A 12,914-nucleotide genomic window follows, 5' to 3' on the forward strand; every position below is an offset into this window, starting at 1 on the left:
TATGATCGCCTTGAATAAAAAATGGTTATCGGGTCTGGTTGCGGGTGCTCTGATGGCTGTCTCTGCCGGCACGCTCGCTGCGGAACAAAAAACGCTGCATGTCTATAACTGGTCTGATTATATCGCGCCGGACACGGTTGCGAATTTCGAAAAAGAGACCGGGATTAAAGTGGTTTACGACGTCTTCGACTCTAACGAAGTGCTGGAAGGCAAACTGATGGCAGGCAGCACCGGTTTCGACCTGGTCGTGCCGTCAGCCAGCTTCCTTGAGCGTCAGCTCACCGCGGGCGTGTTCCAGCCGCTGGACAAAAGCAAACTGCCAAACTGGAAAAACCTCGATCCTGAGCTGCTGAAGCTTATCGCCAAACATGACCCGGAAAACAAATTCGCCATGCCGTACATGTGGGCGACCACCGGCATTGGCTATAACGTCGACAAAGTGAAAAAAGCGCTGGGTGCAGATGCGCCGGTGAACAGCTGGGATCTGGTGCTGAAACCAGAAAACCTCGAAAAACTGAAAAGCTGCGGCGTCTCCTTCCTTGATGCGCCTGAAGAGGTGTTCGCCACCGTGCTGAACTACCTCGGCAAAGATCCGAACAGCACCAAAGCCGATGACTACACCGGCCCGGCGACGGATCTGCTGCTGAAGCTGCGTCCAAACATACGTTACTTCCACTCCTCCCAGTACATTAACGATCTCGCCAACGGTGACATCTGCGTGGCGATTGGCTGGGCGGGTGACGTCTGGCAGGCAGCGAATCGCGCGAAAGAAGCTAAAAACGGCGTGAACATCTCCTATTCGATTCCAAAAGAGGGGGCGATGGCCTTCTTCGACGTCTTCGCGATGCCTGCGGATGCGAAAAACAAAGATGAAGCCTATCAGTTCCTTAACTATCTGCTGCGTCCGGACGTGATTGCGCATATCTCTGACCACGTCTTCTACGCCAACGCCAATAAAGAAGCGACACCGCTGGTGAGCGCGGAAGTGCGTGATAATCCGGGGATTTACCCACCGGCTGACGTGCGCGCCAAAATGTTCACTCTGAAAGTGCAGGATCCGAAAATCGACCGCGTGCGTACCCGCGCGTGGACGAAGGTGAAAAGCGGTAAATAACAGCGGTTATGCAGGCCGGGCACGCGTTGCGCTGCCCGGCAAAACGCACCGTTCGGGTGCGTTTGCACTATTTTAGATTTCTGCCGGAGAGCACCCCGTGAATGAAACCATCCCCCGCCCGCAGGCGAAAACCCGTAAAGCGCTGACTCCGCTCCTCGAAGTCCGTAATCTGACCAAATCGTTCGACGGCCAGCACGCCGTTGATGACGTCAGTTTGACGATTTATAAAGGCGAAATTTTTGCACTGCTTGGCGCATCAGGCTGCGGGAAATCCACGCTGCTGCGCATGCTGGCCGGATTTGAACAACCGACGTCCGGACAAATTATGCTGGATGGTGTCGACCTCTCCCGCGTTCCACCTTATGAACGCCCGATCAATATGATGTTCCAGTCCTACGCGCTGTTTCCCCACATGACGGTGGAGCAGAACATTGCCTTTGGCCTCAAGCAGGACAAGCTGCCGAAAGCGGAAATCGCCGCGCGCGTGGCGGAAATGCTGAGCCTGGTGCACATGCAGGAGTTTGCGAAACGTAAACCGCATCAGCTTTCCGGCGGCCAGCGTCAGCGCGTGGCGCTGGCGAGAAGCCTGGCAAAACGCCCGAAACTGCTGCTCCTCGACGAACCGATGGGGGCGCTCGATAAAAAACTGCGCGACCGCATGCAGCTCGAAGTGGTGGATATCCTTGAGCGCGTCGGCGCGACCTGCGTGATGGTCACCCACGATCAGGAAGAGGCGATGACCATGGCCGGGCGCATCGCGATCATGAACCGCGGCAAGTTCGTGCAAATCGGCGAGCCGGAAGAGATTTATGAGCATCCGACCACCCGCTACAGCGCCGAGTTTATTGGCTCGGTCAACGTCTTCGAAGGGCTGCTGAAAGATCGTCAGGAGGACGGCCTGGTGATTGACTCGCCGGGGCTGGTGCATCCGCTCAAAGTCGATCCGGACGCGTCGATTGTCGACAACGTCCCGGTCTACGTGGCCCTGCGCCCGGAAAAAATCATGCTTTGCGAAGAGCCGCCTGCGGATGGCTATAACTTTGCCGTCGGCGAAGTGGTCCATATTGCCTATCTGGGCGATCTCTCGATCTATCACGTGCGCCTCAAAAGCGGGCAGATGATCAGCGCCCAGTTGCAGAATGAACACCGCTACCGTAAGGGGCTGCCGACCTGGGGCGACGAAGTGCGTCTGTGCTGGGATGCGGACAGCTGCGTTGTGCTGACGGTATAAGGAGTGGCCATGAATACACTTGAACCACCGGTCCGCGTGCAAAAAACGGGCGGTTTCGCGCAGTGGCTGACGCGTATGCAGATGGCGCATGGCCGTAAGCTGGTGATTGCCATGCCGTACGTGTGGCTGATCCTGCTGTTCCTGCTGCCGTTTTTGATCGTCTTTAAAATCAGCCTCGCGGAGATGGCGCGTGCGATCCCGCCGTACACCAATCTGATGGAGTGGGCCGACGGCCAGCTGTCGATCACCCTTAATCTCGGGAATTTTCTCCAGCTCACAGACGATCCGCTCTATTTTGAAGCTTATCTGCAGTCGCTGCAGGTGGCGGCGATCTCGACGATCTGCTGTCTGGCGATGGGCTATCCGCTCGCCTGGGCGGTGGCGCACAGCAAACCCTCGACGCGCAATATTCTGCTGCTGCTGGTAATTTTGCCGTCGTGGACATCATTCCTGATCCGTGTGTATGCCTGGATGGGCATTCTGAAAAACAATGGGGTGCTGAATAATGTCCTGATGTGGCTCGGCGTTATCGATCAGCCGCTGACGATTTTGCACACCAATCTGGCGGTCTATATCGGGATTGTGTACGCCTATCTGCCGTTTATGGTGCTGCCGATTTACACGGCGCTGACGCGGATTGACTACTCGCTGGTGGAAGCTTCGCTGGATCTCGGCGCGCGTCCGCTGAAAACCTTCTTCCAGGTGATTGTGCCGCTGACCAAAGGCGGGATTATTGCGGGGTCTATGCTGGTCTTTATCCCGGCGGTGGGCGAGTTCGTGATCCCGGAACTGCTCGGCGGCCCGGACAGCATCATGATTGGCCGCGTGCTGTGGCAGGAGTTCTTCAATAACCGCGACTGGCCGGTGGCGTCGGCGGTGGCGATTGTGATGTTGCTTCTGCTGATCGTGCCGATCATGTGGTTCCACAAACATCAGCAAAAACAGATGGGAGATCACGGATGAACAACTTACCGGTGGTGCGCTCCCCGTGGCGAATTGTGATTCTGGTGCTCGGCTTTACCTTCCTCTACGCGCCGATGCTGATGCTGGTCATCTACTCATTTAACAGCTCCAAACTTGTGACGGTCTGGGCGGGCTGGTCGACGCGCTGGTACGGCGAACTGTTCCGCGACGACGCGATGATGAGCGCGGTAGGGCTGAGTCTGACCATCGCCGCCTGTGCGGCGACCATGGCGTCGATTCTCGGCACGATTGCAGCGATGGTGATGGTGCGTTTTGGTCGCTTCCGCGGCTCGAACGGCTTTGCCTTTATGATCACCGCGCCGCTGGTCATGCCTGATGTGATTACCGGTCTGTCGCTGCTGCTGCTGTTTGTCGCGCTGGCGCACGCCATCGGCTGGCCGGCTGATCGCGGCATGCTGACAATCTGGCTGGCGCATGTGACTTTCTGTACCGCCTATGTGGCTGTGGTGATTTCGTCGCGCCTGCGCGAACTGGATCACTCCATCGAAGAGGCGGCGATGGATCTCGGCGCAACGCCGCTGAAGGTCTTCTTCATCATTACGCTACCGATGATCATGCCTGCGGTGATTTCCGGCTGGCTGCTGGCGTTTACCCTGTCTCTGGACGATCTGGTGATCGCCAGCTTCGTCTCCGGGCCTGGGGCGACCACGCTGCCGATGCTGGTCTTCTCCAGCGTGCGGATGGGCGTTAACCCGGAGATCAACGCCCTGGCGTCGATCATCCTCGGTGTGGTGGGTATTGTCGGTTTTATCGCCTGGTATCTGATGGCGCGGGCGGAAAAACAGCGTGTGCGTGATATCCAGCGTGCAAGACGCGGCTGAAGCATTTAAAATTCTCAATGAAGTGCCGCGCCTGTCGCGGCACTGTTTTTCAGGGAAGTAAAAACATTGGGACTGTTTACCAAATCACGACATTCGCATGCGCGCCTCAATGTACCTGCACTGGTGCAGGTAGCTGCGCTCGCCATTATTCTGATTCGCTGCCTGGATTTGCTGATGGTGTTTAACATGCTCGGCGTGCGGGGCGTGGTCGAGTTTATCCATCGCAGCGTACAGACATGGAATCTGACGCTGGTCTTTTTCGCAAGCCTGGTGCTGGTGTTCGTCGAGATTTACTGCGCCTTTTCCCTGGCGAAAGGGCGTAACTGGGCGCGCTGGGTCTACCTGCTGACTCAGGTGATCGCCACGGGGTATCTGTGGGCCGCCTCGATTGGATACGGCTACCCTGAGCTGTTCAGTATTGCCGGAGAGTCGAAGCGGGAAATTTTCCGTTCACTGGTGATGCAGAAATTGCCTGATCTGTTGGTGCTGTTCCTGCTGTTTGTCCCGGTATCCAGCCGACGGTTCTTCCGCCTGCAATAATGTGTATAATCGCTGCCCTCGCGAACAATGAGGTTTTCCTATGCAGTGCGCACTTTATGACGCCGGTCGCTGCCGCTCCTGTCAGTGGATAGAACAGCCGGTTTCCCAGCAACTTACCGCCAAAATGGCCGATCTCCAGCAGCTGCTTGCTGAACATCCGGTCGCGGAGTGGTGCGCGCCCGTCAGTGGACCGGAGCAGGGCTTTCGCAATAAAGCCAAAATGGTGGTCAGCGGTAGCGTCGAAAGGCCGCTGCTCGGCATGCTGCATCGCGACGGCACGCCAGAAGATCTCACGGATTGTCCGCTCTATCCCGCCTCCTTTGAGCCGGTGTTTGCCGCGCTGAAACCCTTTATCGCCCGCGCCGGTCTGACGCCTTACAACGTCGCCCGCCAGCGCGGTGAGCTGAAATATCTCCTGCTGACGGAAATCCAGCTCGACGGCGGGATGATGCTCCGCTTTGTGCTGCGCTCTGAAACAAAGCTTGAACAACTGCGCGCAGCGCTCCCCTGGCTGCAACAGCAGCTGCCGCAGCTGAAGCTGATTACCGCGAACATTCAGCCGGTGCATATGGCGATCATGGAAGGGGAGAAAGAGATCTTCTTCACTGAACAGCAGGCGCTGGCCGAGAATTTCAACGGCGTGCCGTTGTGGATCCGCCCGCACAGTTTCTTCCAGACCAACCCGGTCGTTGCCAGCCGACTGTACGCCACGGCGCGTGACTGGGTGCAGGCGTTAAATATCGATCATATGTGGGATCTCTTCTGCGGGGTCGGCGGGTTTGGCCTGCACTGCGCGACGCCGAACATGAAATTGACCGGGATCGAGATCTCCGCCGAGGCGATTGCCTGCGCGAAGCAGTCTGCCGCCGAGCTGGGCTTAACGGATCTCCATTTCCAGGCGCTGGACTCTACGCAGTTCGCCACGGGGCAGGGCAGCGTCCCGGACCTGGTGCTGGTGAACCCTCCGCGTCGCGGCATCGGTAAAGCTCTCTGCGAATACCTGAGCCAGATGGCGCCAAAAACCCTTATCTACTCCAGCTGCAATGCGCAGACCATGGCCAAAGATATCGCGATGCTGTCGGGCTATCGCGTCGAGCGGGTACAGCTTTTCGATATGTTCCCGCATACGGCGCACTATGAAGTGTTGACGCTGCTGACTCGCAGATAAAAAAGATAAGTCGGGTCAGCGCAGCGCTGCCCGACCCCCCTCCCGCACAATCTTCAACAAAATGTGAACTCTTCCACGCCCTAAAATCAGGTAAGCTTGAACTATTCACGATGAAGTAAGGCTTACCGATGAAGCACATCCTGCTGGTGGAAGACGACAGCGATATCGCGTCACTGCTGCGATTAAACCTCGAAGACGAAGGCTATGCGATCACGCACGAAGCGGACGGGGCGCGGGCATTGCAATTGCTCGACCGCACCCACTGGGACGCGGTGATCCTCGATCTGATGCTCCCGAACGTGGACGGCCTGGAGATCTGCCGCCGCATCCGTCAGCTTACCCGCTATCTGCCGATTATCATCATCAGCGCCCGCAGCAGTGAAACCGACCGCATCACCGGGCTTGAAACCGGCGCCGACGATTACCTGGCCAAACCCTTCTCCGTCCAGGAGCTGATCGCCCGTATCAAAGCCCTGTTTCGCCGCCAGCAGGCGATGGGGCAGGCGCAGACCAGCGGCACAATCGTCGCGCACGGGCTGACGCTTGATCCGCTCGCCCGCAGCGTGCGTCTGCACGGCAAAGAGGTGGATCTCACGCCGCGCGAATTCGAGTTGCTCTGGTTTTTTGCCCGTCACCCCGGCGAGGTCTTTTCGCGGCTGGCGCTGCTGGAACAGGTCTGGGGTTATCAGCACGAAGGCTACGAGCACACTGTTAACACCCACATTAACCGCCTGCGGATCAAAATCGAAAAAGATGCCGCCGAGCCGGAAATTATTCGCACCGTCTGGGGCAAAGGCTACAAATTTGCGGAACTGAACCATGATGCGACGTCTTAGCCTCAGCCAGCGGCTGACGCTGCTGTTTATCCTGCTGCTGATCCTCTGTGCCACCGTGGCCTGCGTGGTGCAGCTCTACGCCAGCAAACAGTACGGTAACGCCATGGTGCAGCGTCTTTCCAGCAGTCTGGCGCAGCAGATCCTTCAGCGCGAGCCGGTGCTGGACGCCGAAGGGGGCGTTGATCGCAGCCGCCTGAAACCGCTGTTTGATCGGCTGATGACCTTTAATCCCAGCGTTGAGCTGTACGTGATCTCACCCGATGGCGAGCTGCTGGCCGACGCCGCACCGCCGGGGCATATTAAGCGGCAAAAAATCGCCATCGCGCCACTGCAAACTTTTCTCAGTGGCACCAGCTGGCCGGTGTACGGTGACGATCCGCGTAGCCTGGATAAACAGAAAGTGTTTAGCGTAACGCCGCTGCGCCAGGACGGGGAGCTGCGCGGCTATCTGTATATTATCCTGCAGGGCGAGGAGTTTAACGCTCTGGCGGATATGGCGTGGCACAAGACGCTCTGGAGCACGGTAATGTGGTCTCTGCTGCTGGTGGCAGGCTTTGCCCTGCTGGCGGGCGGACTGGTCTGGTACTGGGTCACGCGGCCGGTAAAAAGGCTGACGGCGGAAGTGTCCGGGCTGGAGCAGGACAGTATCAGCGCCATTAAACAGCTGGCTGCGCAAACGCCGGTGCCGGGTTCGGCGGATGAAGTGACGCAGCTGCGTAATACGTTTATCGAGCTGGCGCGCCAGATCACCACGCAGTGGAACCGGCTGGCCGACAGCGACCGGCAGCGCCGGGAATTTATCGCCAATATCTCTCACGATTTACGCACGCCGCTGACGTCGTTACTGGGTTATCTGGAAACCCTGTCGCTGAAATCCGCCACCCTGAGCGCCGCGCAGCATCAGCAGTATCTGGCGACGGCGCTCAGACAGGGGCAAAAAGTGCGTCATCTCTCACAGCAGCTGTTTGAGCTGGCCCGGCTGGAGCACGGCGGCATCAAGCCGCAGCGCGAGCGGTTTGCAATGGCGGAACTGATCTCTGACGTGGCACAAAAATTTGAACTGACCGCCCAGACGCGCAAGCTTCGGCTGCATATCGACGTGCCGGGGCCGCTGCCGCTGGTGTTTGCCGATGTGTCGATGATCGAGCGGGTAGTGACGAATCTGCTGGATAACGCCGTGCGTCATACGCCGTCGGGCGGCGATATCCGGCTCTCCGTGTGGCAGGAGAATGAACAGCTGCAGGTAGAAGTGACCGACAGCGGGCCGGGCATTGAGGCGTCGTTGCGCGAAGAATTGTTCCAGCGTCCCTCGGCGTTAAGCCAACAGGCGTCGCGGGAGAATCGCGGTGGGTTAGGGCTGTTAATCGTGAAAAAGATGCTGGAGCTACATGGGGGGGGAATCAGTCTGTTGGATTCTGAACCGGGGGCGACATTCCGCTTTTTTGTGCCGCTTTAAGAAAAACCGGGCGGCGTAACCGCCACCCGGCACTATCATTTTAAAATTACTGCGGGAACCACTGGTCGCTAATTTTCTGGTAAGTCCCGTCAGTTTTAATCGCTTTCAGCGCGCCGTTCAGTTTTTCCAGCAGGGCTTTGTTATCCGGGCGTACAGCGATACCCAGACCGGTGCCGAAATACTGCGGATCGGTCACTTTCTCGGTCGCGGTACCCAGCTGTGGATTGGTTTTCAGCCACTCGTTCACCACCGCCGTATCGCCAAAGACCCCGTCAATACGGCCATTTTTCAGGTCAATGATCGCGTTCTGGTAGCTGTCATAGGCCACGGTTTTCACTTCCGGATGCTTATCCTGCAGGTATTTCTGGTGCGTGGTGCCGTTTTCCATCCCGATGCGTTTGCCTTTCAGCTGATCAAAAGAGGTGTAAGCCCCTTTCTTCGCAATCACCACCGCGGAGTTGGCGTAGTACGGGTCGGTAAAGGAGACCTGCTTGCTACGCTCTGGCGTGATGTCCATACCGGAAATCACCGCGTCATATTTTTTGAATTTCAGAGACGGGATCAGGCTGTCGAACGCGTGGTTAGTGAATGTGCAGTCGGCCTGCATCTGTTTGCACAGCGCTTTGGCGAGGTCGATATCAAAACCCACGATCTGGTTGCTGGCATCCAGCGATTCGAACGGCGGATAGGTCGCTGAAACGCCGAAATTGATTTTATCTGCAGCCGATGCGCCTGCGGCGAATGTTGCCAGTAATGCAGCCAGAACTAACTTTTTCATTTTAATGCTCCCGTCTGTCAATCTTGTCATTATGCGCCGTGTCTGCGGCATGGATGTACAATGCCAGTTAATGAATTTATATGCAATATTTATGATTAAGTATTTTTATTGAAATAAAAAAAACGGGCAGTCGTTAGACTTACCCGTTTTCGTGATGCAGTGATTATGCAGTTAGTTTCGACGCTCAAAGGCCAGCGCTTTGTTCTCGATAAGACGCATCAGCAGGGTCAGCAGGCCGTTCACCACCAGGTAAACCAGACCGGCTGCGCCAAAGACCATCACATCATAGGTGCGTCCGTACAACAGCTGGCCGTGGCCCATCACTTCCATCAGCGTAATGGTGTAAGCCAGAGAGGTACTTTTAAACACCAGCACCACTTCGTTGGAGTAGGAAGAGAGTGCGCGTTTGAACGCATACGGCAGCAGGATCGCCAGCGTGTCTTTCTTGCTCATGCCCAGCGCCCCGCAGGACTGCCACTGGCCTTCCGGAATGGCGCGAATCGCACCATAAAACAGTTGCGTGGTATACGCCGCACTGTTCAGGGAGAGCGCAATCAGCGCGCACAGCCAGGGTTCAGACAGCAGATGCCAGATAACCGGGTAGTTCTGCAGCGACGGGAACTGGCCCGGTCCGTAGTAAATCAGGAATATCTGCACCAGCAGCGGCGTACCGGTGAACAGTGTGATATAGGCGCGAACCACCCACACCAGCACCGGCGTTTTCAGCGTCAGCACGATGGTGAAAAAGAGGGCCAGAATCAGTGCCACCACGATAGACGCCACGGTCAGCGTCAGGCTGGTGTGCAGCCCTTTCATCAGCTCAGGTAAATACTCAAGCATCAGCCTGGTCTCCGTTCAAAACGCGTTGCGCGCAGATCAATACGTTTGAGAACGTATTGGCTCAGCAACGTGATCACCAGGTAGATAGCCGCCGCAACGATATACCAGGTGAAAGGCTCCTGGGTGCGGGTGGCGATGCTTTTAGTTTGCAGCATTAAATCGTTCACACTAATCAGGCTCACCAGCGCGGTGTCTTTCAACAGCACCAGCCACTGGTTGCCTAAACCCGGCAGGGCATGCCGCCACATCTGCGGCATCACCAGGCGGAAGAAAATGGCGGCTTTCGATAAGCCCAGCGCCTGGCCGGATTCCCACTGACCCACGGGCACCGCTTTCAGCGCGCCGCGCAGCGTCTGAGACGCATAGGCGGAGTAGAGCAGAGAAAGGGCAATCACGCCGCACAGGAACGGGCTGACGTCAAAGTTTTCAATCTGCATCTGCACCGGGATCTGCGCAAAGCCGAGATTAAGGGTAAAGCCGTCCGACAGCGTTAGCATCAGCTGTGAGGAGCCGAAATAGATAAACAGAACCACCAGGATTTCCGGCAGCCCGCGCAGAACCGTCACCAGCGCTGATCCCGCCCATGCGACCGGGCGCCATTTGGCTGACTCCCAGACCGCAAAGAACATCGCCAGCACAAGGCCGATAATGAGTGCGCAAACGGCAAGGCCGACGGTCATCCCGGCGGCACTTGCTAAAGGAAAAATTTCGTTCATCAGATCTTACTTCTGGAACCATTTGGAATAGATGGTTTCGTACGTGCCGTCTTTTTTCACTTTATCCAGCGCGGTATTGAGCTTCTGCTGCAGGTCAGTGTTGCCCTGACGAACAGCGATGCCCAGACCGGTACCGAAGTAATCTTTGTCCGTCACTTTGTCACCGATAGCGGCCAGTTTCGGATCGGCTTTCAGCCACTCGGTGACCACGGCAGTGTCACCGAACACGGCATCAATACGACCATTCTGCATATCCAGCTTGGCGTTCATGTAGCTGTCGTAAGGCACAACGGTGATTTCCGGGTGCTTGTCGGTGATGAATTTCTGGTGCGTGGAGCCGTTCTGCATACCGACTTTTTTGCCTTTCAGCGCGGCGATATCAGCAATTTTGCCTTTCTGACCGACGAACAGGGCCGAGTTTTCATAGTACGGCTGAGTGAACAGCACCTGTTTTTCACGTTCTGGCGTGATGTCCATTCCGGAAATCACCGCGTCGAAACGACGGAACTTCAGGCTTGGGATCAGGCTGTCGAACGCCTGGTTGGTAAAGGTGCAGGTGGCGTCGATCTCTTTACACAGCGCGTTCGCCAGATCCACATCGAAGCCCACGATCTTATTGCTGGCATCCATGGATTCAAACGGAGGGTAAGACGCTTCCATGGCAAAACGAATCGTCTGTGCTGCGGTAGCGGAAAGGCTGACGCTGGCAAGCAGCGCGGCTATCAGTACTTTTTTCATTGTCATTTTCCCTAACACATCAGTGAGATAAATAGTTTTTAAAGGCGTCGGTTTGCGGGGCGGTAAAGCAGCTCGCATCACCTTGTTCAACAATATGACCGTTTTCCATGTACACCACGCGGCTGGCGGTTTTGCGCGCCACTTCCACTTCATGGGTCACGATCACCTGTGTGATATTGGTTTCGGCCAGCTCGCGGATGATGCTGACGATCTGGGCGGTAATTTCCGGGTCCAGCGCGGCGGTAGGCTCATCGAACAGCAGTACCTGCGGCTCCATCATCAGCGCACGGGCAATGGCGACACGCTGTTGCTGTCCACCGGACAGGTGCAGCGGATAGCGATCGCTGTAAGGTTTTAAGCGCAGACGTTCAAGCAGCTTTTCAGCGCGGGCGAGGGCCTGATCTTTGCTTAAACCCAGCACGCGGCAGGGCGCTTCAATCAGGTTTTGCTGCACGGTGAGGTGCGGCCAGAGATTGTATTGCTGAAACACCATGCCGACGTTCTGACGCAGATCGCGGATCGCTTTATCAGAAGGGGCTTTGGCGAAATCGAAATGATTTCCGGCAATCGCGAGCGTGCCGGAACGTGGCATTTCAAGCAGATTGAGGACGCGCAGCAGTGAGCTTTTGCCCGCACCGCTTGGGCCGAGCAAAACCAGCGTTTCGCCCTCTGGGCAGTTCAGCGTGATGTCGAACAGCGCCTGGTGTGCGCCGTAGAAGCAGTTAATGCCGTTTAGTTGAATACTCATCGGGGCAGTCTTTACTCATCCAGGCAATCTATAGCAATTGAGGCCGCAGATAGTACCGTTGACAGAATAGTTATGCAATATTTATGCGTTAAAAGTTAAATATAAACCGTATTCACGTTTAAACATAGCACAAAATAGCGAAGGGCATAGGGGGCGAGAATAAATGTCGGCATTCCTCTCGAAATGCCGCACATTTTACGGGGGAAACTTTTTTGAACTAACGATTTTCTATCGACTGGCGAAGCGTACCGGCTGGGGCGTGGACGCTGCCGCCGATGTAGCGCACGTCGTCGATGGCCCAGCACTGGCCCTCACGGATCATCAGCACTTCATCCTGCCAGGTCTGGCTGCCTTGCGTCAGTTTGACTCGCAGCGGGATATTGCGCGCATCGGTGTTCGGAATGGTAGAAGCGCTGGAGACGTCTGCGCGGTCAGGCAGCGTGGTGCGGCTGGAGAACGGATCGGATTTCAGCAGCGCGTTGTGCTGTGGATCGCGCGAGGCATCGTTAAGCAGTTTCGCCAGGTTGTCACTCAGGTACGGGCGCAGAGCGGTGAGATCGCTGCTGCGATGCGAAATGCGGTAATCATAGAACTGTTGAGCCACGGCATCCGGGCCGCCGTCAATGCACGGACCGCTGCGTGTCCCGATATCCTTAAAAGCCGGTGTCACCGTGGTGGTGCAGGCGCTGAGCAGCAGCGCGCACGGCACTAAAAGCGTCAAAGCAGAATAGCGCATGTTGATTTCCTTAATGATTAACTATCCTTTCAATAATAGCGTAACGAACCGATAATGCGGCTGAGTTAATCCGCTAACGCATTGAACGTTAAATAATCGTCATACTTCCGCATGCCGATGCATTTAACGCGTTCGTTCACCCGTTCACTGACTCAGGTCAGCTACGGGGGATTCTCTCACGTGCCGCCTTGTGACTACGTGACTATTT

Annotated in this window: 14 protein-coding genes; 8 read left to right on the forward strand and 6 right to left on the reverse strand. The window is 56.5% G+C overall.

The window, feature by feature from the left end:
- Nucleotide 1 precedes the first annotated feature (1 nt).
- The 8 genes from potF (at nucleotide 2) to C0560_RS07125 (ending at nucleotide 8,150) form a co-directional block, all read left to right on the forward strand.
- On the forward strand, nucleotides 2-1,114 hold the full coding sequence (gene potF, locus C0560_RS07090) for a spermidine/putrescine ABC transporter substrate-binding protein PotF (protein WP_100777049.1): 1,113 nt from the start codon (nucleotides 2-4) through the stop codon (nucleotides 1,112-1,114).
- Between the two features lie 97 nt (nucleotides 1,115-1,211).
- Nucleotides 1,212-2,345, forward strand: a complete 1,134-nt coding sequence (potG, locus tag C0560_RS07095; RefSeq protein ID WP_100777048.1) for a putrescine ABC transporter ATP-binding subunit PotG — start codon at nucleotides 1,212-1,214, stop codon at nucleotides 2,343-2,345.
- Between the two features lie 9 nt (nucleotides 2,346-2,354).
- Nucleotides 2,355-3,308, forward strand: a complete 954-nt coding sequence (potH, locus tag C0560_RS07100; protein WP_181827542.1) for a putrescine ABC transporter permease PotH — start codon at nucleotides 2,355-2,357, stop codon at nucleotides 3,306-3,308.
- Nucleotides 3,305-4,150, forward strand: coding sequence for a putrescine ABC transporter permease PotI (potI, locus tag C0560_RS07105; RefSeq protein ID WP_100777046.1), 846 nt, complete (start codon nucleotides 3,305-3,307; stop codon nucleotides 4,148-4,150). The genes potH and potI overlap by 4 nt, the downstream gene beginning before the upstream one ends.
- A gap of 42 nt (nucleotides 4,151-4,192) precedes the next feature.
- Entirely contained in the window at nucleotides 4,193-4,690 is a 498-nt protein-coding gene (locus tag C0560_RS07110; protein WP_248860259.1) for a YbjO family protein, read from the forward strand.
- A 40-nt stretch (nucleotides 4,691-4,730) separates the two neighbouring features.
- Nucleotides 4,731-5,858 (forward strand): 23S rRNA (uracil(747)-C(5))-methyltransferase RlmC, encoded by a 1,128-nt coding sequence (gene rlmC / locus C0560_RS07115; protein WP_248859895.1) that lies wholly within the window; start codon nucleotides 4,731-4,733, stop codon nucleotides 5,856-5,858.
- Between the two features lie 128 nt (nucleotides 5,859-5,986).
- A complete protein-coding gene (locus C0560_RS07120; RefSeq protein ID WP_100777043.1) occupies nucleotides 5,987-6,694 on the forward strand; it encodes a response regulator transcription factor in 708 nt (235 codons plus the stop codon).
- Nucleotides 6,678-8,150 (forward strand): sensor histidine kinase KdpD, encoded by a 1,473-nt coding sequence (locus C0560_RS07125; RefSeq protein WP_248859896.1) that lies wholly within the window; start codon nucleotides 6,678-6,680, stop codon nucleotides 8,148-8,150. Before C0560_RS07120 ends, C0560_RS07125 begins: the two co-directional genes overlap by 17 nt.
- 46 nt (nucleotides 8,151-8,196) lie before the next feature.
- Here C0560_RS07125 and artJ read toward each other — a convergent pair whose 3' ends face one another.
- From artJ to C0560_RS07155, 6 genes are all read right to left on the reverse strand, one after another.
- On the reverse strand, nucleotides 8,197-8,928 hold the full coding sequence (gene artJ / locus C0560_RS07130) for an arginine ABC transporter substrate-binding protein ArtJ (RefSeq protein WP_100777041.1): 732 nt from the start codon (nucleotides 8,926-8,928) through the stop codon (nucleotides 8,197-8,199).
- A 171-nt stretch (nucleotides 8,929-9,099) separates the two neighbouring features.
- Entirely contained in the window at nucleotides 9,100-9,768 is a 669-nt protein-coding gene (gene artM, locus C0560_RS07135) for an arginine ABC transporter permease ArtM (RefSeq protein WP_100777040.1), read from the reverse strand.
- Nucleotides 9,768-10,484: an arginine ABC transporter permease ArtQ gene (gene artQ, locus C0560_RS07140; RefSeq protein WP_248859897.1), complete on the reverse strand. Its 717-nt coding sequence runs from the start codon at nucleotides 10,482-10,484 to the stop codon at nucleotides 9,768-9,770. Before artQ ends, artM begins: the two co-directional genes overlap by 1 nt.
- 6 nt (nucleotides 10,485-10,490) lie before the next feature.
- Complete coding sequence (artI, locus tag C0560_RS07145; RefSeq protein WP_102105164.1) at nucleotides 10,491-11,222, reverse strand: arginine ABC transporter substrate-binding protein ArtI; 732 nt, start codon at nucleotides 11,220-11,222, stop codon at nucleotides 10,491-10,493.
- Between the two features lie 19 nt (nucleotides 11,223-11,241).
- Nucleotides 11,242-11,970, reverse strand: a complete 729-nt coding sequence (gene artP, locus C0560_RS07150) for an arginine ABC transporter ATP-binding protein ArtP (RefSeq protein WP_100777037.1) — start codon at nucleotides 11,968-11,970, stop codon at nucleotides 11,242-11,244.
- Nucleotides 11,971-12,187: 217 nt separating this feature from the next.
- On the reverse strand, nucleotides 12,188-12,706 hold the full coding sequence (locus C0560_RS07155) for a lipoprotein (RefSeq protein ID WP_100777036.1): 519 nt from the start codon (nucleotides 12,704-12,706) through the stop codon (nucleotides 12,188-12,190).
- Between the last annotated feature and the right edge of the window lie 208 nt (nucleotides 12,707-12,914).

This window comes from Lelliottia sp. AC1, from assembly GCF_023278595.1.
Taxonomy (GTDB): domain Bacteria; phylum Pseudomonadota; class Gammaproteobacteria; order Enterobacterales; family Enterobacteriaceae; genus Enterobacter; species Enterobacter nimipressuralis.